A 22,020-nucleotide genomic window follows, 5' to 3' on the forward strand; every position below is an offset into this window, starting at 1 on the left:
ACCTCGGGCAAAGCCCAGGGAGCATTAAAATTCTAATTCAAAAATTTCGGAACAAATTCCAATAAAAGAAGCATAACCTCAGACTAAGAAAATCCTAAAGCGAAATAAAAAGCCCCATCTACTACTTATGTAAATGGGGCCTTTTTTATTCAAAATTTAATCTTTCGAATATTAATTTTATTTAGAAATTACTCTTTAGAAGCTAAATATCTTTCAGCATCAAGTGCTGCCATACAACCTGTACCTGCAGCCGTAATTGCTTGACGATACACGTGGTCTGCAGCATCACCAGCAACAAAAACACCTTCGACATTTGTTTTTGATGATCCAGCAGTATTCACAATATAACCAGTTTCATCTAATGTGATAAAGTCCTTAAAAATATCAGTATTTGGTTTGTGACCAATTGCAACAAAGAAACCTGTGGCTTCAATATCAAAAGTTTCACCACTTGTTTTATTCAAAGCTCTTACACCAGTTACTACTTGTTCATCACCAAGAACCTCAACTGTGTCATGATTCATTAAGATATGAATGTTCTCTGTTTTACGAACGCGCTCTTCCATGATTTTTGAAGCTCGGAATTTTTCACTTCGAACTAACATCGTTACTTTTTTACAAAGTTTAGACAAATAATGAGCTTCCTCACAAGCTGAATCTCCCGCTCCTACTATAACTACTTCTTGATTTCTATAGAAAAAACCGTCGCAAACTGCACAAGCAGAAACACCACCACCCATTTGTAAATAGTGTTGCTCTGAAGCTATTCCTAAGTATTTTGCAGTGGCACCAGTAGAAATAATTACAGTTTCACAATGCAACTCAATTGCATCATTAATCCATACTTTATGAATACCGCCAGAAAAGTCAACTTTGGTAGCCCAACCGTCGCGAACATCGGTACCAAACCGTTGTGCTTGAGCCTGTAAACCCACCATCATTTCTGGGCCTGTTATTCCTTCTGGATTACCAGGCCAGTTTTCAACTTCATTTGTAGTAGTCAATTGACCACCTGGTTGCATTCCTTGATATAAAACCGGATTCATATTTGCTCTTGCAGCATATATTGCAGCAGTATATCCTGCAGGACCAGAACCTATAATCAGGCATTTTATTTTTTCGATAGTATCAGACATAGTAAAATTTTATAATTATTTTAAACAGTACAAAAATAAGTCATATTTAGTGGAATACTGAAACGGAATAATAAGTTTTTGTTATTCTCTAATAAAAAAATCCGCAATGCAGAAACAGTACGTTTTTTCATCGTGGACGACGCATAGCACAAAACCATTCTATATCTTATAAATCATATAGTTGAACTCTAAACAACACTACTAAGAACCGGTTAAACAACTTATTTTTAATATACTTTTATTAACTGGATAAATACAAAAAACGAGTTTTAAGGGAGGAAACCGTTTAATAAAAATGGCGCAAAAGACAAAGTATACTATTTCTCTCTAGTATTAACTCTACCTCTGCGCCAATCTGATTTTTGTGCTAAAAAATTTTACTAGTTAGCTTTTAAAAGTTCAAGTTGAAAAGTTTGCAAACTTTTCCCTACTTCTAAAGGATGACCTAATTCTGATAAAGCACGTTCTAAAGCTCCTAATACAGCCAAAAGGTCATTAGGAGAAACAGAACCCATATGACCTATTCTAAAATAAGTGGTTTTTATTTCTGGCAGTAAACCTCCTGCAATTATCACATTACCATCAACCATTTTAGCGCTAAATGCCGCTCCGTCTATCCCTTCAGGATAATACACGGCGGTTAAGGTATTGGCAGTTATTGTATTTGTTTTTGGCAATATAGTTAGATTTAAAGAAGCGATTCCTGCTCTAAAAGCTTTTGCTAAACTTTGATGTCTTTTTACCCTTTTGTCCATACCTTCTTTACATATAATTTTCAAGCTCGTTTCTAACGCCACAATTAGATTAACTGCTGGTGTTCCAAAATAGGAAGGTTTCCTTTCTTCATAAGCCCTCATTATAGGCAACCAATTGTTCCAATCTGCATAATAATTAGGCACAAGCGTTTTTCTATTTTTCCAAACTTGTAATGCTTTTTCTGAGACCATTAAAAGAGCTAATCCCGGAGGTACGCCAATTGCTTTTTGAGATGCCGTCAAAACAACATCAAGCCCCCACTCATCTTGATTTAACTCTTCACCAGCTACCGAGCATACACCGTCTAAAACACTTAACGTATTATACTTTTTAGCTAATTGAGCTATAGGTTTCGGATCTACCAATATTCCCGTAGAAGTGTCTACATGAGTAATGGTTAAAGCTTTATATTGTTTGTTTTTCAGTTCTTTTTCTATAACATCAAGCCGTACATTTTCGCCTAAAGGCGCTTCTAAAAGCATTGTATTGGCACCATAGCGATCTAAAATATCTTTGAATCGTTTACCAAAATAACCCGAAGAAATAACCAATACATTATCTCCTTGTTCGATGAGATTAGCAGCAGCCATATCCATAGCTAGTGTACCTGTACCTGCGACGATAAATGGTTGCCCTTTTGGAGATTTCCACACTTCTCTCATTAGCTCAAGGCTCTTTCCGAAAATTTCAATAAAATCTGGTGCTACATGACTTGTCGTAGGTATTGCCATTGCTTGTAAAACTTCTGGTTCAAATTCGATAGGACCAGGAATCATCAGTAATTTTCTAGCTTTCATTTGGTTTTTGTTTTATTTTAATAAATTATCTTTACTTACCAATATTCCATCAGCGTCTGCATAAATGTAATATTCTGACAAAAAAGTTATCCCTCCAAATTTAACTGGAATATCTATCTCTCCTATATTACGCTTCACGCTTTTAACAGGACAAGTATTTAGCGCTTTGATACCAATATTCATTGAATTTATAACTTCACTATCGCGAATACAACCATTTACAATAATACCTTCCCAGTTATTTTGCATAGCTAATTCAGCTAATTGATCACCTACTAATGCACATCGTAAAGAACCACCGCCATCAATCACGAGTACTCTACCTTTTCCGTCAGATTCTAATTGTTTTCTTACTAATGAATTGTCTTCAAATAACTTTATCGTAGTGATTTTTCCCGAAAACACCTTTTTGCTACCAAAATGTTTAAAAATAGGATCAACACAACTAAGCAATTTTTCATACTCATCCCAAAGGTCTGCAGTTGTAAACATAAATATTGTGAAATTTAAAAAAGTTATTTTAATTGATGAAATTTGAAAAGGCAACATGTGTACATGTTGCCTTTATCATTAAATAGAATAAATATTATTTTTCTAATACCAATTCTCTTTTTTGCTCATTTTTTTTACTTTCAAACTGATCACTAGTGTTTTTAGCTCCATCAGCTTTTAAGGCTTTATCACCAGCAAAGAATGTTTTATGATCATCACCAAGATTTGATCCCGCCATTCTTTGATGTTTTACACAAGAAACACCTTTACGAATTTCTTGTCTCTGAACACCTTTTACATAAGCTAACATTCCCTCTTCTCCAAAATAACCTTGAGTTAAATCATTCATATGAAGGGCTGTAGTATGATAAGTTGGTAATGTAATTAAGTGATGGAAAATTCCAGCTTCTTTTGAACTATCCATTTGGAACGTTCTAATTTTCTCATCGGCACGATGACATAATTCTGAAGAGTCATATTGTGCATCCATTAAATTGTTTCTATCATAAGCTGTCATATTATCACCTTCTGCAAGCATTTCATCATAAGCTTGATTACGGAAATTTAATGTCCAGTTAAAGGAAGGTGAGTTATTGTAAACCAGTTTTGCATTTGGCACTACTTCTCTAATTCTATTAACCATACTTGCGATTTGTTTCACATTTGGTGTTGGAGTTTCAATCCATAAAAGATCAGCACCATTTTGTAGACTCGTAATACAATCTAAAACAACTCTATCTATATTAGAACCATCTTTAAACTGATATAAGCCGTTTGACAATCTAACAGGACGCACTAATTTACCATCTCTTTTAAGTAGTACATCATCTTCTCTAGCATCAGCGATAGTTATTTCTTCTGCTTCCACAAAAGCTAAATATTGAGAAGCTAAATCTCCTGGCTCTGTGCTTACCGGTAACTTTTGAGTAAGACTTGCTCCTTCTGAATCGGTTCTTGCAACAATAACTCCGTCATCAACTCCTAATTCTAAAAATGCATAACGAATAGCATTAATTTTAGCAAGAAAATCTTCATGAGGAACCGTTACTTTTCCATCTTGATGACCACATTGCTTAGCATCCGACACTTGATTTTCAATTTGGATTGCACAAGCACCAGCTTCAATCATTTTTTTAGTCAACAAGTAAGTCGCTTCTTCATTTCCAAAACCTGCATCGATATCAGCAATAATAGGAACGATATGTGTCTCAAAATTATCGATTTGATCCTGCACATCTTCTCCTTTTTCAAGTCTTCTGAATAAATCATTTAAATCAATAGCATCTGCTTGACGTAAGAAATCATAAATTTCTTTGATTAATGCAGGAACCGTAGTTTTTTCGTGCATGGATTGATCTGGTAAAGGACCAAATTCTGAGCGTAATGCAGCAACCATCCATCCAGATAGGTATATGTATCTTTTATTCGTTGTTTTATGATGCTTCTTTACAGCAATAATATTTTGTTGGGCAACAAAACCATGCCATGAACCTAATGATTGGGTATAATTAGAACTATCCGCATCATATTCTGCCATATCTTTTCTCATAATGGCAGCTGTATATTTAGCGATGTCTAAACCTGTTTTAAAACGATTTTGAGCAACCATTCTAGCTGCGCTTTCAGGATTTATTGCATTCCAAGTAGCTCCGTACTTTGCTTTTAAATCTTTTACAGTTTGCAAAGCAGAACTATAGTTACTTTGTTCTAAATTTTTCATAATTTTGTTTTTAGTTATTAAGGTTTTCTAGATTTTGATAATTAAGTCTCGTAAACTATTGCAGTAGTTGCGAGACATTTTTTTTAAATATATTGGTATGCTGGTAGTGTTAAAAATTCTTCGAACTCTTCGGTGGTAACAAGTTTATCAAACAATTTAATTGCCAAATCAAACTTGGAATTTTTTGTTTTTTCTTCCCCAAATTCTGCGGTTAGTTTTTCTATTTCACTATCAAAAATATCTTTGTATAGAGCCATATTAAAAGTTCTTCCATCTTCTATAACAACTTCATTATGTAGCCACTGCCAAACTTGAGTTCTTGAAATTTCTGCCGTTGCAGCATCTTCCATTAAATCATGAAGGGCTACGGCACCATGACCTCTTAGCCAAGCTTCAGTATATAAAATACCAACGTTTATGTTCTTTCTAATTCCTGATTCTGTTACAGTACCTTTTGGCATTTCTACTAAATCTTGTTCCGTTATATGTACATCATCACGTGTTACATGTAATTGGTTAGGTGTTGGCATGTGTTTATCAAATTCTGCCATAGCAACCGCAACTAATGCAGGATGCGCAACCCAGGTACCATCATGTCCATTTTTCACTTCACGCTCTTTATCTTTTCTGACTTTTTCTAGAGCAGCGTTATTTGCTTTTTCATCATTTTTAATAGGAATTTGTGCAGCCATTCCGCCTATAGCAAGAATTCCTCTTTTATGACAACGTTGAATAACCAATTTTGAATACGCATCCATAAATGGTGTCGTCATGGTTACTTGATCACGATTTGGCACTACAAAATTGGGATGATTTCTAAATTTTTTGATGTACGAGAAAATATAATCCCAACGTCCACAATTTAAACCAACAATATGATCTTTAAGTTCAAAAATTATTTCGTCTAGTTGAAAACTTGCAGTAATAGTTTCCACTAAAACAGTTGCTTTAAAAGTTCCGATGGGTACTTCTAAATACTGTTCCGCAAATTCAAAAACTTTGTTCCACCAACGCGCTTCTAAATAATGCTCTAATTTGGGTAAGTAGAAATAAGGTGCTGTTCCATTTTGCATCATAGTTTTCGTATTATGGAAAACATACAAGCCAAAGTCAACCAAACTACCAGAGGCTTTTTCGTCGTTAATTATAATGTGTCTTTCATCTAAATGCAAACCTCTTGGCCTAACCAATAAAACAGCCGTTTCTTGGTTTAATGCATAGGTTTTATTACGTTTTGTATCGACTAAGGAAATTGTCTTTTCGTTAGCATCTATCAAATTTTGTTGCCCTTCAATAGTATTTTTCCAAGTAGGAGAATTACTGTCTTCTAAATCGGCCATAAATGTTTTAGCCCCAGAATTTAAAGCATTAACAATCATTTTTCTATCCACAGGACCAGTAATTTCTACACGTCTATCTTGTAAATCGTGTGGAATTGTACCTGCAGTCCAATTTGCTTCTCTTATGTCTGCAGTTTCTCTTGGGAATTCAGGAAACTTTCCGCTATCAAAAATTGCTTGTTGTGCAACTCTACTTTCTAGTAGTTGCAATCTTTCTGCATTAAATTTCTCATGCAGTGCGACAATAAATGCTAATGCTTCATCAGTTAGAATTTCCGGATAGTAATTATTAACCTCTTTAGAAAAGTTAATTTTTGATTGTTTTAATAGTGCGCTTTCCATGATACTTTTAATTTAGAGTACAATACTATAAAAAAGTTTTTAATAAAACAAGCGAACGTTCGTTATTTATTTAATTTTATTAAAAAAAACATGTTCGCAAAAAAACTATTTTTACATTTTCTCAATAACGCTATACCCTACTTAACCAACAACATAGAAGACAACAAGCATTTTTACTTTTAAAAAAAATAACAAAAAACACAGAACCAACACGACCTTATTACACTCCTAAACGCAACTTAATTTTCAACTGCAGATCACAATAAACAAGCATTATACCACATCTATCAATCTTTATCTGTCAATAAAAAAGACAATTAAAACACACTTCATTTAACAAGCTTTCTTTTTACAACTACACTATTGACGCATTTCAAAACGCGATAAAAATTTTAGCGCATAAAAAAACCGCCTTGATACACAAGAAGGTTTTTTTTTATAACAGGGACAGATTTTAATCCGAAAAACGAAAATTAGAACTTGCGGTATTTTCTCGCAAATCCAAAACTAGAACTAGAACTTAAATACCGATTCTCTTACTTCATAAAAGCACAACCAAAATCGTACTTACAAATTAATCATTACTTTAAAATAGTAAAGCTCCACCTAATTTAAAGGCATAAAAAAACCTTCTTGGTTCACAAGAAGGTTTTTGTCGGGGTGGCAGGATTCGAACCTGCGGCCTCCTGCTCCCAAAGCAGGCGCGATAACCGAGCTACGCTACACCCCGTAAGCGAGTGCAAATATAAAACTATTTTTTGCTTAAACAACACTATTTGAAAAATAAGAAACAAAAAATGTTTATAAGAAAGAACGCTGACAATTTACCACTCACATCGGCTTCATCTTTTGTGCTTTAGCTACTATCTTAATAAATCTGTCATTATAAATAAAACATCTCCGTTTATAAACTCAATTATAAAATACCTTACAAATAGGCGAAACACATAACAATATGAACTATTAAAACAACCGGAAACTATAATTCACACGCTCTAATCACCGTCACCACCAAGCTGCAGCAGCAACCTAAAATCATAGAAAACCAAATCTAAAAAAGCGTACCATAAAACAAAGCAATATGCCCCTAATCAAGCTTTAACAAATGTTAACAAAATAGATTTTTAGAAACCATAATAAATTGTATTTTTACGGTTCAAAATTTATAAAATAAATGGGCAAAATCATTGCGATTGCTAATCAAAAAGGAGGAGTTGGAAAGACTACAACATCTGTAAATCTTGCCGCTTCCTTAGGAGTTTTAGAAAAGAAAGTATTACTCATAGATGCTGATCCACAAGCTAATGCGAGTTCCGGCTTAGGAATAAACGTAGACGAAGTTGAAATTGGAACGTACCAAATTTTGGAACACAGCAATACACCTAGAGAGGCAATTATAAAATGTTCTGCACCAAACGTAGATGTTATTCCATCACATATTGACCTCGTTGCTATCGAAATCGAATTGGTAGACAAGGAAAACAGGGAATATATGCTTAAAAAAGCACTAGAGAGCGTAAAAGACGATTACGATTATATTATCATTGATTGCGCACCTTCTCTTGGCCTACTTACTTTGAATGCATTGACAGCAGCAGATTCAGTAATAATCCCTATTCAATGTGAATATTTTGCATTAGAAGGTTTGGGTAAATTACTAAATACAATAAAAAGCATTCAAAAAATCCATAATCCAGATTTAGATATTGAAGGATTATTATTAACCATGTTTGACTCCCGTCTTCGTTTATCGAATCAAGTTGTTGAAGAAGTGCAAAAACACTTTAACGATATGGTTTTTGACACTATCATTCAAAGAAATGTAAAATTGAGCGAAGCACCTAGTTTTGGCGAAAGCATCATCAATTATGACGCAACCAGTAAAGGGGCAGCAAATTATTTACATTTAGCTCAAGAAGTTATAAAGAAAAACAGCAAATAGTTTTATGGCAAAAGCACTAAAAAAACAAGCCTTAGGCAGAGGATTATCAGCACTATTAAAAGATCCAGAAAACGACATTAAATCAGTAAACGATAGAAATGCCGACAAAGTCGTTGGTAATATTATTGAGCTTGAAATAGATGCTATTGAGATTAATCCTTTTCAACCCCGAAGTAATTTTAATGAGGAATCATTAAGAGAACTTGCTACTTCTATAAAAGAATTAGGAGTAATACAACCTATTACTGTTAGAAAATTAGAATTCAATAAATACCAGTTGATTTCAGGAGAACGTCGTTTGCGTGCTTCTACCCTAGTTGGATTAACAACCGTTCCAGCATACATTCGTATTGCAAATGACAATGAATCCTTAATTATGGCTTTGGTTGAAAACATTCAACGCCATGATTTAGATCCGATAGAAATTGCACTTTCCTACCAAAGGTTAATTGATGAAATTCAATTGACTCAGGAACAAATGAGCGAGCGTGTAGGAAAAAAACGTTCTACTATTGCTAACTATCTACGTCTTTTAAAACTGGATCCGATTATCCAAACAGGAATCCGTGATGGTTTTATTAGCATGGGACATGGTCGTGCCATTATCAACATCGAAGATTTAGACATTCAAACTGATATTTATCAAAAAATAGTAAGTCAAAACCTTTCTGTACGCGATACTGAGGCTTTGGTAAAAAACTATCAGGAAAGTTTAAAACCGAAACCAGCAGCCAAAGCGAAATCAGCATCAGGATTTGAAATTGAAGAAACACAGAAAAAGGTTTTTACTAATTATTTCGGAACCAAAGTGGATGTAAAAGTTGCCGGAAATGGGAAAGGAAAGATTACAATTCCATTTCAATCAGAAGAAGACTTCAATAGAATCATGGAAATAATAAAAGGATAGTGAATAAAATTCTTTACATAGGAATGTTCTTTTTTATTATAGGACACACCACTCTTTTTGCTCAAGTAAAAACAGATGCTGTTCTCGTGGCTAAAGACACACTAAAATCAAATGACATAGACCCACTTACTCCTGCAAAAGCAGCTTTCTATTCTGCTGTTTTACCAGGTTTAGGACAGGCATACAATAAAAAATACTGGAAAATTCCTCTTGTGTATGGCGCTATTGGAACCAGTCTGTACTTCTACTTAGACAGTAATAAAAAATACCATCAATATAGAGATGCCTATAAACGTAGATTAGAAGGATATAGTGATGATGACTACTCCTACCTAGATGACTCCCGATTAATTACCGGACAGAAATTCTACCAACGAAATCGCGACTTATCAGCTTTGTTTGTTGTGGCATTTTATGCTTTAAACATTATTGACGCTAACGTAGATGCTGCCCTTTTGCAGTTTAATGTTGACGAAAACTTATCAGTCCGACCTGTAATTTACCCTGATGATGTAACATTGAAGGCAAATGTAGGTCTAACCTTTAATTACAATTTTTAGATCTTAAAACGAAACAATTCGTTTATCATCTATATTTTAATTTATAAATAAACACCAAATGAAAATTGCGCTTTTAGGATACGGAAAAATGGGTCAGGTAATCGAAAGAATTGCACTTGAACGAGGACATGAGATTGTTTTAAAAAAGGATGAAAACAATACTTATGACGGACTTTCAACTGCTGATGTCGCCATAGATTTCAGCGTCCCTACAGCCGCTGTGCCTAATATTTCAAATTGTTTTCTCGCTAATGTGCCTGTCGTTTCTGGAACAACGGGTTGGCTGGAACATTACGACGAAATGGTAGCGCTTTGCACATCTAAAAATGGTGCTTTTATATCCAGTTCAAACTTTAGTTTAGGCGTTAATATTTTTTTCGAAATAAACGAATACTTAGCTAAAATGATGGCTAAACTAGATAATTATAGCATTGATATGGAGGAAATTCACCATACACAAAAACTAGACGCTCCTAGTGGGACTGCTATTTCATTAGCTAAAGGAGTAATTGAAAATAGCAATTATACAAATTGGACTCTAGATACACCAGCAGAAAATCAAATTCACATTGAAGCAAAAAGAATTGGAAACGTTCCTGGAACACATACAGTAACTTATAATTCAGTTGTTGATAGTATCGAGATAAAACACACCGCACACAATCGTGAAGGATTTGCTCTTGGTGCCGTAATTGCAGCCGAGTGGATTGTAGGTAAACATGGCGTTTTCACAATGAAAGACGTTTTAGAATTAAAATAAATCAAATAAAATTCCGGGAAACACCCATTAAACTTCCCATTCTATAAAACTAAAAAAAACTAAGTTATGTCTATATATCAATGGTTTGTATTTTTCCTATTTGTACAAATAATACACTTTTTAGGAACTTGGAAATTATATGAAGCCGCCGGCAGAAAACGTTGGGAAGCAGGAATTCCAGTTTACAACGCTATTGTATTGATGAAAATCATAGGTCGCCCTACGTGGTGGACGCTTTTACTTTTTATTCCAATTATAAATCTTATTATGTTTCCAGTAATATGGATCGAAACATTGAGAAGTTTTGGAAAAAAATCAAGCTTAGATACTTTTTTAGGAGTAATTACTTGTGGCTTATATATCTACTACATCAATTACACTCAAAAACTAGAATATGTTGCTGATAGAAGCATACACCCTCAAAATAAAACCGCAGATACGGTAAGCTCTTTGTTGTTTGCTATTATTGTAGCCACCTTAGTACACACTTATTTTGTACAACCTTACACTATTCCAACATCGTCTTTAGAAAAGTCTCTATTGATTGGAGATTTTCTATTTGTCAGCAAAGTTAATTACGGTGCGAGAGTACCCATGACCGCTGTTGCATTACCAATGGTTCACGACTCAATTCCAGTTGTAAAAACAAAATCTTACCTAAACTGGCCGCAAATTCCTTATTTAAGATTACCTGGAATAGAAGACATAAAACGAACAGATATTGTTGTTTTTAACTGGCCTGTGGATACCGTGCATTACTTCTTTGAAGCAAAAGGAACTCCTGGTGTAATTAAACCAATCGATAAAAAATCGAACTATGTAAAAAGATGTGTAGGAATTCCCGGAGACAGTTTATCAATAAAAGACGGAATCGTTTATATTGATGGTAAAGTACTGCAATTACCAGAAAGAGCAAAGCCTCAATTTTCTTATACAGTTGCCTTAGACGGTAAAACGCCTATTGATTTTGAATATCTATTAAAAGATATGGACGTAACTGATGGCATTGGATACAAAGGCGCCTCAAAAGACACGTTACTGTTTAGAGCATTAACTGCTGCGGGAGCTGCAAGACTGCGAAATGTACCCGGAATAACAGCTGTAACCCAAGAAATTTCTCAAGGAACAGAAGGCGGAATATTCCCACACATCAATAAATGGAATCGTGATAATTATGGTCCAATTTATATTCCTCAAAAAGGACAAACAGTGGCGTTGACTACTGAAACATTACCATTTTACAAAAGGATTATTACTGATTATGAATTAAATGATGCCGGAGACAAAAACGATCTTAAGGTTACAGGAAACGAAATCAGATTAAATGGTGAGATTGTTAAAAATTATACCTTCAAACAAAATTACTATTGGATGATGGGTGACAATCGCCACAACTCGGAAGATAGCCGTTACTGGGGATTTGTACCAGAAAATCATATTGTAGGTAAACCAGTATTCATCTGGTTGAGCTGGGATACTAATGGAAAAGGGCTAAATAAAATAAGATGGGACCGAGTTTTCACAACCGTTAGTGGCGAAGGACAACCACAATCGTATTTTAAATATTTCTTAATTGCATTAGCAGTGTTTTTTGTTGGAGAGTACTTTTGGAAAAAAAGAAAAGATAAAAAAACCATCTAGTTTAAATGTTCAAGTTTAAAGTTACTCATACCAATTGAAACTTTAAACCTGAACAAAAAAACAAAACTATGAATACAATCCTCCACCCTACCTACTTCCCATCAATAAGCCATTTTGTTGCCATGTCGCAATCAGACGGTATTATACTTGAAATAGAGGATAATTTCCAAAAACAAACTAATAGAAACCGTACTTACATTTATAGCCCTAATGGAATTCAGTTACTAAACATTCCTGTTAAGCACTCTAAAGCTAACCATCAAAGTACCAAAGATATTGAAGTAGATAGTGATTTTGACTGGCAGAAACAACACTACAAATCGCTAGAAACAGCATATAGAAGCTCACCATTTTTTGAATTTTTCGAAGATGACATTCGACCTTTCTATGAGAAAAAACACAAATTTCTATTAGATTTAAATTTTGAGACTTTAGAAATCATCTCTAAATGTATGCGTGAAAAGTTTGACTATATTACCACTCAAGAATATGTAAAAGAAGTAGATTCTAACCTGATTTTAGATTGCAGACCTCTTGCAGATGGAAAAAAAGACCTTTCCTCATTTGAAAAATACATTCAGGTATTTGATGACAAACATGGCTTCATTAACAACCTAAGCGTTCTTGACTTACTATTCAATGAAGGTAAATTTGCCTTAGACTATATGAAAAACCAACAATTAGTGATTAGATAAAAGTGCTGTTCTTTTATTCCAATGAAAGCTGTGCCATAATAGGATAATGATCAGAGTTCTCAAATTCAGGAAAGCTTTCAAACATTTTGACAGTCATCTTCTCATCAGCAAAAATATAGTCAATTCTAGTAGGGTAATACTTGAACTTATAAGTTGCTCCAAATCCTTTACCAGCTTCTTCAAAACTATCTTTTAGCGTTCCTTTAATACTTCTATACACATAAGAAAATGCGCTGTTATTCATATCTCCACATATGATAATAGGATATTCACATTTTTTTTCATGCTTCTTAAAAATCTCTGCTTGTTGCTGTTGTTGCTTAAAAGCTTTACTGATTCTAATAAGCATCATTTGGGATTTATTCTTATTAATCACATCTATATTCTCGGATATTTCATTAACATCAGGTGAAATTTTAATGGATTGTAAGTGCATATTATAAACCCTAATGATATCCTTTCCTTTCTTTATATCGGCATATATAACATTATTATTAGAGCTAGGAAATATAATACTTCCTTGATTTATTATGGGGAATTTAGAAAAAATAGCTTGTCCCGTTTTAATTTTATTCCCTTCCATTAAAATATATTTATGGCGGTACACTTTTAAATCAATTACGGCAGAAGAAGAAAACTCCTGAATGCATAAAATATCAGGGTTTTTGTCATTTATAAACTCTAGAATATCCCCCGGAACATCTGCCTTATCTAACCACTTAAATAAATTAAACAAACGGACGTTGTAACTCATCACAGTGAAATTTTTTTCATCTGGCGGATACACTTTTGCTGAAAATTTATAAAATTTATTAATAAAGGTAATTCCGATTAAAAGTACCAAACCAGATAAAATCATTCGCTTTTTAAATTGGAATCCCCAATACAAGAAAAACAAACCATTTAGAATGAAAAAAAATGGCATAAAAAGCGTTAACACAGATAAAATTGGAAATATCTTTGGAGCCAAAAATGGTAGAATATAAGCGACAAAAGTGACGATAATAAGAACAATGTTCAAACTATACATTGCTTTATTGAACCAAGAAAGTTTTTTCATATTTTTACTTATTCCACTAATTAGATTGTCAAATCACTTACAGCTAACTATTTAATTTATTTCTAAAATATGTTATAAAGTTCCTATTTTCCAACCTTAAACAAAAATTCTTTTTCGTCTTTAGTCAAACTATCATATCCTGACTGACTAATTTTATCTAAGATTTCATCGATTTGTTGCTGCGCCTTATCTTTTGTAATAATTTTTGAAACCCTTTTTTCTACTGGTTTACTGTAATTTTTATGTACTTTTTTAAATGGCGTCGAGGCTGATTTTTTAAACAAATTAACAAAGAAAGTAATAACTCCAGTTACGATTTCGCTCAAGTCAGTTCCCTTTTGAAGTAATCGAATAAAAAGAAAACCAAAAAAAGCACCCGCAAGGTGAGAGATATGCCCACCTGTATTGTCTAAACGAAACTGCATCAGATCCAATATTAAAATCACCGCTGTGATATGCCATAACTTAATATTTCCTATCAATAACAACCTAACATTCATCAACGGCTGATAAGTCGTAACAGCTACTAAAACAGCCATAATTGCTGCTGATGCACCTACAATAGAAGCACTTAAATTCAAAATATAATACCCTAGAACAAAAGCAACACCAGCAAAAATAGCCCCTAAAATATACAGACCCAGTAATTGTTTTTGCGTAAAAAAGGTTAAAAACAACGAGCTAGCAAAATTAAAAACCATCATATTAAAAAGTAAATGCCAAAATCCGTCATGAAAAAACGAATAAGTTAAGAATGTCCAAGGCATCAGTCCAAAAACAGAAGGCTCTGTTGACAAAGCAACCCAATTAGGAAAGTAAAATGATCCCAACTTAAACTCATAGAAAAAGACCAACGAAACCAGAAAGCAGGCAACATTCCAATAGATTAATCTATGGGCTACACCACCTAACTTATACTGCATTTTTAAGTCATCTATAATATTCATTCTTTGTATTTATTTTTTTTATGAAATAATATTCTTTACAAGAAGAAAAATTAGTTCCACCTGTTGTCATTGAATTGATTCTTCTTCCAGTACCACATAATCAAAAAGCCAAATAAAGCTCCACCTACGTGAGCGAAATGCGCGATTCCACCCCCGCCGAAAATAGATTGTCCGGAAACTCCTAAATACAAATCTACTAAAACTAAACCAGGTACAAAATATTTTGCTTTTATAGGCACAGGAATAAACATCAAAGCCAATTCAGCATTAGGAAACATAAATGCAAATGCGACAATTACCCCGTAGATAGCACCAGAGGCTCCAACTACAGTTCCCATAAAAGCGCTAATAAAGTTTTTATATTGCGAAGCGGTTAATAGCTCCTGCCACTGTGTGTTTATTTTACCTTCGTTTAAAATTTGAAGAACTTCAGCCTTAGGAAAACCATTCGCAGCCAGCGTATTTATAGCATCATTGAAATAATAATAATTAATCCCCGTATGCAATAAGGCAGCACCTAAACCACAAGAAATATAAAAAAATATAAATTTTTTACTTCCCCAAAAACTTTCTAAAGCAGACCCAAAGGAATACAAAGCAAACATATTGAAAAAGATATGCATAAAACCACCATGCATGAACATATGCGTGATAGGCTGCCATATTTGGAAACCATTATTTTCAGGAAAAAACATGGCTAACATTTTATAGGCTTGATCTCCTACGACTAAAGTTCCAACAAAAAAAAGAACATTAATTATAATTAACTGTTTTACCGTTTCGGTTACATTTCTCATAGTGCAAATTTTTTATCTAAATCTTCCACACGCATAGTGATGAAAGTTGGTTTTTGAAAAGGGGAAACATTGGGATCTTTACAGGCAAAAAGACCGTTTATCAAATTCTCCTGTTCTTTTACTGTTAAAGCCGTCCCTGTTTTTACGGCTAAACTTTTGGCCATTGATTTTGCAATCGTATCATTTTGACTAAAACTACTGTCAGGAATTCCATCTTGTAAATCGCTTAATAATTGTTCTAAAACCAAAGAAACTTCGCTTTCAGTTACATTAACCGGAATCCCGGAAATAACAACATGATCTGCACTAGTTTCTTCAAAAACAAAACCGGTATTCACCAATGACAATTTTAAATCCTGGATAAGCTCCATTTCAATAGCCGAAAAAAATAAATCCAAAGGAAATAACAATTGCTGACTAGATGCCTGGTTAACTGTCATATTAGTCAAAAACTGCTCGTACAACACTCTTTGGTGCGCCCGTTGCTGATCAACAATAACCATTCCTGATTTAATAGGAGAAACGATATATTTTTTATGAATTTGGTAGGCATTATTAACGGTTTGCTCCACTTCTTCCTCATTAAACAAAGATCCAGTCACTTCTTCGCTTTCGAATGAAAAATCAGTATTCCCGGAAATAAACTCCCCTTCTTGCTTTAATCCTACGTACAAACTTTCCCAACTAGCTGTTGTTTCCGGTTTTTTATAACTAGAACCAGAATAATGCTTATTTACTTTATCATCCGAAAAAGGATTAAAACTCCCATCGACTTGTATTGTAGGTGTAGCACCCTCTAAATCTTTATAATGGTAGGGCGTGTCCAAATTAGAATCTCTGTCGAAATCTAAAACTGGCGCCACATTAAACTGACCTAAACTATGTTTAATCGAAGCTCTTAAAATAGCATACATGGCATGCTCATCATCAAACTTAATTTCTGTTTTGGTAGGATGAATGTTAATATCGATTGTATTAGGCGGTACGGTTAAATATAAAAAATAACTGGGTTGCGCCCCATCTCTTAAAATACCATCATAAGCAGCCATAATTGCATGATGCAAATAACCACTTTTAATAAATCTATCATTCACAAAGAAAAACTGTTCTCCTCTATTTTTTTTAGCAAATTCAGGCTTACTGACAAAACCTTGAATCGTTACGATTTCAGTCTCTTCTTGAACTGGAACCAGCTTTTCATTGGTTTTACCAGAAAACACATTTACAATTCGCTGTCTCATACTTGAAGGAGGCAAATTGAACATTTCACTTCCGTTATGAAAGAAAGTAAAATAGATATTTGGGTGTGCCAAAGCAACACGTTGAAACTCATCGATAATATGACGGTATTCAACCGTATCCGACTTTAAAAAGTTACGGCGTGCAGGAATATTGAAAAACAGATTTTTAACCGCAAAAGAAGTCCCTTTAGGCAGTACTGCTACTTCTTGAGATACAAACTTACTACCTTCAACAATAATTTGCGTTCCTAACTCTTCTTGATCTTGTTTTGTTTTCATCTCTACATGAGCAATCGCAGCAATAGAAGCCAACGCTTCCCCACGAAACCCTTTTGTATGCAAAGAAAATAAATCCTCAGCTTGACGTATTTTTGAAGTAGCATGACGCTCAAAACACAATCGCGCATCGGTAACAGTCATTCCAAGTCCATTATCAATAACCTGAACTAATGCTTTCCCTGCGTCTTTTATAATTAGCTTAATATCACTTGCTTTTGCATCGACTGCATTTTCAAGCAATTCTTTGACAACAGAAGCAGGTCTTTGTACGACTTCTCCAGCAGCAATTTGGTTAGCGACATGATCAGGAAGCAATTGAATGATACTCGACATTAAAAAATATTTATTTAAAGTTTACGTTTTATTTTTAAAACCAAAGTGCACAAATTTAATGAATTTATGTTGGGTTTTAGGGTTTACCCAGTCATAAATAAAACAAAAAACCTATACTATTAACTAAAATAGTATAGGCCTTATAATAATAATTTACTGTTTTATTCTTTTAACTCTAAAGTTGTTCCCTCCTCTATTCTCAAAGGACCGGTTGACAATAAATTTTGATTTCCTTTTTGATGCGTTAATGAAGCCTGCTGACGAATAAAAGCCATTTTAATAGCCGCTATTGCAGCTTCTGTTCCTTTATTACCATGAATTCCACCACTTCGATCAATTGATTGTTGCATGGTATTATCTGTAAGAACACAAAAAATAACAGGAATATCCGTTTGAACATTCAAGTCTTTTATTCCTTGAGTAACTCCTTCACACACAAAATCAAAATGCTTAGTTTGCCCCTGAATCACACAACCTATAGCTATTACAGCATCTACGTTCTGAGTTTGCAGCATTTTTTTACATCCATAAATAAGTTCGAAACTTCCAGGAACATTCCAACGAATAATATGTTCCTTCGGAACACTATTTTCTAAAAATGCCTTTTCTGCTCCATTGTATAACCCTTCTGTTATATCTTCGTTCCATTCGGCAACAACGACTCCAAAACGAAAATTTTTCGCTTTTGGAACACTGTTTTTATCATAAACGGATAAGTTTTTATTTAAGGTCGCCATTTGATATAGTTTTTAAAATTGAATTTTTATATTTCATCAGTTAAAGATAGAATTTTGAAATCAAAAAACTGTAATCTTAATCCAGAAACTTAAACCCTTTTTTTACTATTGTGCTAAACCGATTAAAACATCAACTGAAGCAGCCTCTGGAGACGCCTCGTAATTGTCTTTAATATCAGTGAAATATTTTAATGCATCTTCTTTTTTATCTAAAGCCAAAGCTGTTTTTCCAGCTTTCAATAAAAAACGTGGTGTAGTAAAATCATTTTTATTTGTTTCAGCAGCTTTAACGTAATTTTTCAATGCGTCTTCTGGCTTATTGTTTTCTGCATAAGCATCTCCCATTGCACCAATTGCTAAACTACTCAAAATAATATCTTCTGATTTGAATTTACCTAAATAATCAATTGCTTCAGCATATTTACCTGTGTTTAGGTAAGCCATTCCAGCATAATAATTAGCCAAATTTCCAGCATCAGTACCTGAATACTCATCTGCTATTTTAATGAATCCAAATTTACCTTCAGAACCGTTTAAAGACAATTTATATAATGAATCGCTCGCAATACCGTCTGTAGCTTGTTGAAAGTTTTGTTGTGCGACAAACATTTCATCTGCAGCTTCCAGTTGTTTTGGCTCAGCAATAAATTTTTGATACACTAAATAACCAATAGTTACTAAAGCAACAGCTCCTACAACACCAATAATCCAATTCTGATTTTTAGCAACAAAATCTTCCGTTTTTGAAGCCGTTTCATCTAATGTTGAAAAAACACCAGCAGTCGTACTGTGTTTTTCATCGATGATTACATCCTCAACAGAATCATCTACTGCTCTTTCTTTTGGTGCTTTATATCCTCTTTTACTGTAAGTAGCCATTTATTTTTAATTTAGTGAACGGCAAAAATAAAATTTTTATTCAAACCCACACAAAAAAACTAGGATTTTATATTTAAATAAAAAAAATATTTTGTTTTAGGCATCTCTCATTCTGTTATAACTAAAAATAATTAGCACACAAAAGCTTTAAAACTCCTTTATATCAATAATTTTCAATAATTTGCACCCTCTTTAAAAAAGCCCTTTAAAAATAATAAACTCCTCAATACCTGTAAGCCCTAAAGATGTATTTAAAAAAGATTTCATTATTCAATTACAAGAACTTTTCAGAAGCAAATTTCGAATTTGACGGCAAGATAATTTGTTTTGTAGGTAAGAACGGCATCGGAAAAACAAATGTATTGGATGCTATTTATCATTTGTCCTATGGAAAAAGTTATTTCAATCCATTAGCGGTCCAGAATATCAAACACGGCGAAGAGTTTTTTGTTATTGATGCCGAGTTTATCAAAAATGAAAGAAACGAACAGGTTGTATGCAGTTTAAAGAAAGGACAAAAAAAAGTATTGAAACGCAATGGCAAAGCCTATGACAAATTTTCAGACCATATTGGTTTTATTCCATTAGTCATCATCTCTCCGGCAGATCGCGATTTAATTGTTGAAGGCAGCGAAACCAGAAGAAAATTCATGGATAGCGTCATTTCACAGTTAGACCCGCAATACTTACAACAGCTAATTCAGTACCAAAAAGTACTAAACCAACGCAATGCTTTACTGAAATACTTCGCACTGAACCGCGTTTTCGAAAATGACACACTTTCTATATATAATGAACAACTTGATAGTTATGGAAAATCCATTTTCGAAAAAAGAAAAGAATTCGTAGCGCAATTCATTCCTATTTTTAATAGCCATCACCATGCGATAACGGGATCTCAAGAAACAGTTCAACTGGTTTATGAAAGTCATTTATTCGAAAATAACTTACTGACACTTTTACAAGAAAACATAAATAAAGATAGAGCGTTACATTATACCAGCGTGGGCACACACAAGGATGACTTATCATTTGAAATCGACGGCCACCCTATTAAGAAATTTGGCTCCCAGGGACAACAAAAATCTTTCCTGATTGCCTTAAAGTTGGCACAATTTGAATTTCTAAAAAAACAAAGCGGCGTAAAACCCATTTTGTTATTTGATGATATATTTGATAAGCTAGACGAAAGTCGGGTAGCAAAAATAATAGCAATGGTCAATAGTGACACCTTTGGACAACTGTTCATCTCTGACACACACCCTGAGCGCACCGAAGCAATTGTAAAATCGACACATCAATCTTATAAAATATTTAACTTATAGCATGCTTATTTTAAGATATAAAATGCTCCTTTGCTGATAATTTACTTATTTTAGCCTATTCAAATTTAAAAACAAATTCCAATGAAATTTCGTTCAATATTATTCTTACTAGTTTCTTTCGTTATACTATCATGTAACGGTCAAGCTTCAAAAAACATAAAAATAATTGAAGCAAAAGATTTTGCTGAAACAATTAACACAACCCAAAACCCACAAATCCTAGATGTACGTACTCCTGAGGAATTTACAGAGGGACACATTAAAAATGCTGAAAATGTAAATTGGCTTGGAGACCGTTTTGTTGCTGACGCAGAAACATTTGATAAGACAAAACCAGTTTTTGTTTATTGTAAAAGTGGTAATCGAAGTAGAAAAGCAACTGAAAAGCTTCAGGAATTAGGCTTCAAAAACATCTATGAACTAGAAGGTGGCTATACAAAATGGAGCGCTGCAGGTCTTAATAAATCAACAGACTAAATCATCGATATAAGAAGCTAATATTGCTAGTAAAAAATCATTGATTTTCTCTATGTAAACCGGTCTGCTCCTTAAAAAAGAACGACGCCTTGCCTTACAAAGATGTAAATAGAATTATTCTAACTCTAGAAGTGACGAAGATTTAAGAACATAATTACAACAGCAACAGCATGCTTTCAAAAGACTCACTACAATTCCTCGAAGATTTACGAGCAAACAATAACCGGGATTGGTTTTTAGACAATAAAAAAAGATACGAGATTTTCAAAAAAGACTACCATCAATTGGTCGCTGACTTTCTTGATATCATGAAACCTTTAGACTCTTCATTAGAACTGTTAGAGGTGAAAAATTGCACTTTTAGAATCAATCGGGACATTCGGTTTTCCAAAGATAAATCACCCTACAAATCACATATAGGAGTCTGGCTTTCGTCAGGAACAAAAGGACAAAGTCGTGCTGGCTATTATGTTCATATCGAAAAAGGAGCCAGCTTTATCGCTGGCGGATTCTATGCGCCGCTAGCAGATGACTTAAAAAAAGTTCGCAAAGAAATTGCCTATTTTCATGATGATTTAGAAGAAATTTTAAATGAAAAAGAATTTAAAAAGGTATTTGGAGATTTTGATCGAAATGAAAAAAGCACACTCAAGAACCCACCAAGAGGATACGATAAAGAACATCCAGCAATCGAACTATTAAAATTAAAAAGTTTTGAAGCCAGTGTTCCATTTGACATATCAGAAATCCTGCAAAAAGATTTTGTTTCAAAAACGAGTGAAAAACTAATCCTTTTAAAGCCTTTAAATGAATTTATCAACCGGGCATTTACCACTGATGAATTTTAATTTATTTCG

20 protein-coding genes and 1 tRNA gene are annotated in these 22,020 nt (G+C 33.8%); 9 read left to right on the forward strand and 12 right to left on the reverse strand.

Going from position 1 to position 22,020, the window contains the following annotated elements:
• Positions 1-188: 188 nt before the first annotated feature.
• From trxB to QO182_RS00755, 6 genes are all read right to left on the reverse strand, one after another.
• Complete coding sequence (gene trxB / locus QO182_RS00730; RefSeq protein WP_371535117.1) at positions 189-1,136, reverse strand: thioredoxin-disulfide reductase; 948 nt, start codon at positions 1,134-1,136, stop codon at positions 189-191.
• A 380-nt stretch (positions 1,137-1,516) separates the two neighbouring features.
• Entirely contained in the window at positions 1,517-2,689 is a 1,173-nt protein-coding gene (locus QO182_RS00735; RefSeq protein ID WP_371535119.1) for an alanine--glyoxylate aminotransferase family protein, read from the reverse strand.
• 12 nt (positions 2,690-2,701) lie between these two features.
• On the reverse strand, positions 2,702-3,181 hold the full coding sequence (gene rraA / locus QO182_RS00740) for a ribonuclease E activity regulator RraA (protein WP_371559357.1): 480 nt from the start codon (positions 3,179-3,181) through the stop codon (positions 2,702-2,704).
• A 94-nt stretch (positions 3,182-3,275) separates the two neighbouring features.
• A complete protein-coding gene (locus QO182_RS00745) occupies positions 3,276-4,901 on the reverse strand; it encodes an isocitrate lyase (protein ID WP_371535121.1) in 1,626 nt (541 codons plus the stop codon).
• An 83-nt stretch (positions 4,902-4,984) separates the two neighbouring features.
• Positions 4,985-6,583 carry a malate synthase A gene (gene aceB, locus QO182_RS00750; RefSeq protein ID WP_371559359.1) on the reverse strand — a complete coding sequence of 533 codons (1,599 nt, stop codon included), beginning with the start codon at positions 6,581-6,583 and terminating at the stop codon, positions 4,985-4,987.
• A 655-nt stretch (positions 6,584-7,238) separates the two neighbouring features.
• Positions 7,239-7,313, reverse strand: a tRNA-Pro gene (locus QO182_RS00755).
• A 444-nt stretch (positions 7,314-7,757) separates the two neighbouring features.
• Between QO182_RS00755 and QO182_RS00760 the strand changes: the two genes are divergently transcribed.
• The 6 genes from QO182_RS00760 (at position 7,758) to QO182_RS00785 (ending at position 13,088) form a co-directional block, all read left to right on the forward strand.
• On the forward strand, positions 7,758-8,525 hold the full coding sequence (locus QO182_RS00760; RefSeq protein WP_091092104.1) for a ParA family protein: 768 nt from the start codon (positions 7,758-7,760) through the stop codon (positions 8,523-8,525).
• Positions 8,526-8,529: 4 nt separating this feature from the next.
• Positions 8,530-9,432: a ParB/RepB/Spo0J family partition protein gene (locus QO182_RS00765; RefSeq protein ID WP_371559364.1), complete on the forward strand. Its 903-nt coding sequence runs from the start codon at positions 8,530-8,532 to the stop codon at positions 9,430-9,432.
• Positions 9,432-9,992 carry a DUF5683 domain-containing protein gene (locus QO182_RS00770; protein ID WP_371535126.1) on the forward strand — a complete coding sequence of 187 codons (561 nt, stop codon included), beginning with the start codon at positions 9,432-9,434 and terminating at the stop codon, positions 9,990-9,992. Before QO182_RS00765 ends, QO182_RS00770 begins: the two co-directional genes overlap by 1 nt.
• A gap of 58 nt (positions 9,993-10,050) precedes the next feature.
• A complete protein-coding gene (gene dapB / locus QO182_RS00775; RefSeq protein WP_371559367.1) occupies positions 10,051-10,752 on the forward strand; it encodes a 4-hydroxy-tetrahydrodipicolinate reductase in 702 nt (233 codons plus the stop codon).
• 66 nt (positions 10,753-10,818) lie between these two features.
• The gene (gene lepB, locus QO182_RS00780; RefSeq protein ID WP_371559371.1) at positions 10,819-12,393 is read left to right on the forward strand and encodes a signal peptidase I; all 1,575 of its coding nucleotides are present in this window, start codon (positions 10,819-10,821) and stop codon (positions 12,391-12,393) included.
• Between the two features lie 68 nt (positions 12,394-12,461).
• Positions 12,462-13,088 (forward strand): WbqC family protein, encoded by a 627-nt coding sequence (locus QO182_RS00785; protein WP_371559375.1) that lies wholly within the window; start codon positions 12,462-12,464, stop codon positions 13,086-13,088.
• Between the two features lie 13 nt (positions 13,089-13,101).
• Here QO182_RS00785 and QO182_RS00790 read toward each other — a convergent pair whose 3' ends face one another.
• The 6 genes from QO182_RS00790 to QO182_RS00815 form a co-directional block, all read right to left on the reverse strand.
• Positions 13,102-14,148 carry an endonuclease/exonuclease/phosphatase family protein gene (locus QO182_RS00790; RefSeq protein ID WP_371535131.1) on the reverse strand — a complete coding sequence of 349 codons (1,047 nt, stop codon included), beginning with the start codon at positions 14,146-14,148 and terminating at the stop codon, positions 13,102-13,104.
• Between the two features lie 83 nt (positions 14,149-14,231).
• Positions 14,232-15,095: a rhomboid family intramembrane serine protease gene (locus QO182_RS00795; protein ID WP_371535132.1), complete on the reverse strand. Its 864-nt coding sequence runs from the start codon at positions 15,093-15,095 to the stop codon at positions 14,232-14,234.
• A 50-nt stretch (positions 15,096-15,145) separates the two neighbouring features.
• A complete protein-coding gene (locus QO182_RS00800; protein WP_371535134.1) occupies positions 15,146-15,892 on the reverse strand; it encodes a rhomboid family intramembrane serine protease in 747 nt (248 codons plus the stop codon).
• Positions 15,889-17,745, reverse strand: a complete 1,857-nt coding sequence (gene mutL / locus QO182_RS00805) for a DNA mismatch repair endonuclease MutL (RefSeq protein ID WP_371559379.1) — start codon at positions 17,743-17,745, stop codon at positions 15,889-15,891. The genes QO182_RS00800 and mutL overlap by 4 nt, the downstream gene beginning before the upstream one ends.
• A gap of 161 nt (positions 17,746-17,906) precedes the next feature.
• Positions 17,907-18,482: a 6,7-dimethyl-8-ribityllumazine synthase gene (ribH, locus tag QO182_RS00810; protein WP_371535136.1), complete on the reverse strand. Its 576-nt coding sequence runs from the start codon at positions 18,480-18,482 to the stop codon at positions 17,907-17,909.
• Between the two features lie 105 nt (positions 18,483-18,587).
• The gene (locus QO182_RS00815) at positions 18,588-19,361 is read right to left on the reverse strand and encodes a tol-pal system YbgF family protein (RefSeq protein WP_371559383.1); all 774 of its coding nucleotides are present in this window, start codon (positions 19,359-19,361) and stop codon (positions 18,588-18,590) included.
• 245 nt (positions 19,362-19,606) lie between these two features.
• Here QO182_RS00815 and QO182_RS00820 point away from each other — a divergent pair, with 245 nt between their 5' ends.
• The 3 genes from QO182_RS00820 to QO182_RS00830 all read left to right on the forward strand — a co-directional run bounded on the left by QO182_RS00820 (position 19,607) and on the right by QO182_RS00830 (position 22,011).
• Positions 19,607-20,686, forward strand: a complete 1,080-nt coding sequence (locus QO182_RS00820) for a DNA replication/repair protein RecF (RefSeq protein WP_371535138.1) — start codon at positions 19,607-19,609, stop codon at positions 20,684-20,686.
• An 81-nt stretch (positions 20,687-20,767) separates the two neighbouring features.
• Positions 20,768-21,163, forward strand: coding sequence for a rhodanese-like domain-containing protein (locus tag QO182_RS00825; RefSeq protein WP_371535139.1), 396 nt, complete (start codon positions 20,768-20,770; stop codon positions 21,161-21,163).
• A 170-nt stretch (positions 21,164-21,333) separates the two neighbouring features.
• Positions 21,334-22,011 carry a DUF2461 domain-containing protein gene (locus QO182_RS00830; protein ID WP_371559386.1) on the forward strand — a complete coding sequence of 226 codons (678 nt, stop codon included), beginning with the start codon at positions 21,334-21,336 and terminating at the stop codon, positions 22,009-22,011.
• Positions 22,012-22,020: the final 9 nt, after the last annotated feature.

It is taken from the genome of Flavobacterium sp. Arc2, from assembly GCF_041431385.1.
Taxonomy (GTDB): domain Bacteria; phylum Bacteroidota; class Bacteroidia; order Flavobacteriales; family Flavobacteriaceae; genus Flavobacterium.

Bases quoted from the DNA above. Each gene is read 5' to 3' on its own strand.
- trxB (WP_371535117.1), bottom strand. From the start codon at position 1,136: ATGTCTGATACTATCGAAAAAATAAAATGCCTGATTATAGGTTCTGGT.
- QO182_RS00735 (WP_371535119.1), bottom strand. From the start codon at position 2,689: ATGAAAGCTAGAAAATTACTGATGATTCCTGGTCCTATCGAATTTGAA.
- rraA (WP_371559357.1), bottom strand. From the start codon at position 3,181: ATGTTTACAACTGCAGACCTTTGGGATGAGTATGAAAAATTGCTTAGT.
- QO182_RS00745 (WP_371535121.1), bottom strand. From the start codon at position 4,901: ATGAAAAATTTAGAACAAAGTAACTATAGTTCTGCTTTGCAAACTGTA.
- aceB (WP_371559359.1), bottom strand. From the start codon at position 6,583: ATGGAAAGCGCACTATTAAAACAATCAAAAATTAACTTTTCTAAAGAG.
- QO182_RS00760 (WP_091092104.1), top strand. From the start codon at position 7,758: ATGGGCAAAATCATTGCGATTGCTAATCAAAAAGGAGGAGTTGGAAAG.
- QO182_RS00765 (WP_371559364.1), top strand. From the start codon at position 8,530: ATGGCAAAAGCACTAAAAAAACAAGCCTTAGGCAGAGGATTATCAGCA.
- dapB (WP_371559367.1), top strand. From the start codon at position 10,051: ATGAAAATTGCGCTTTTAGGATACGGAAAAATGGGTCAGGTAATCGAA.
- lepB (WP_371559371.1), top strand. From the start codon at position 10,819: ATGTCTATATATCAATGGTTTGTATTTTTCCTATTTGTACAAATAATA.
- QO182_RS00785 (WP_371559375.1), top strand. From the start codon at position 12,462: ATGAATACAATCCTCCACCCTACCTACTTCCCATCAATAAGCCATTTT.
- QO182_RS00790 (WP_371535131.1), bottom strand. From the start codon at position 14,148: ATGAAAAAACTTTCTTGGTTCAATAAAGCAATGTATAGTTTGAACATT.
- QO182_RS00795 (WP_371535132.1), bottom strand. From the start codon at position 15,095: ATGAATATTATAGATGACTTAAAAATGCAGTATAAGTTAGGTGGTGTA.
- QO182_RS00800 (WP_371535134.1), bottom strand. From the start codon at position 15,892: ATGAGAAATGTAACCGAAACGGTAAAACAGTTAATTATAATTAATGTT.
- mutL (WP_371559379.1), bottom strand. From the start codon at position 17,745: ATGTCGAGTATCATTCAATTGCTTCCTGATCATGTCGCTAACCAAATT.
- ribH (WP_371535136.1), bottom strand. From the start codon at position 18,482: ATGGCGACCTTAAATAAAAACTTATCCGTTTATGATAAAAACAGTGTT.
- QO182_RS00815 (WP_371559383.1), bottom strand. From the start codon at position 19,361: ATGGCTACTTACAGTAAAAGAGGATATAAAGCACCAAAAGAAAGAGCA.
- QO182_RS00820 (WP_371535138.1), top strand. From the start codon at position 19,607: ATGTATTTAAAAAAGATTTCATTATTCAATTACAAGAACTTTTCAGAA.
- QO182_RS00825 (WP_371535139.1), top strand. From the start codon at position 20,768: ATGAAATTTCGTTCAATATTATTCTTACTAGTTTCTTTCGTTATACTA.
- QO182_RS00830 (WP_371559386.1), top strand. From the start codon at position 21,334: ATGCTTTCAAAAGACTCACTACAATTCCTCGAAGATTTACGAGCAAAC.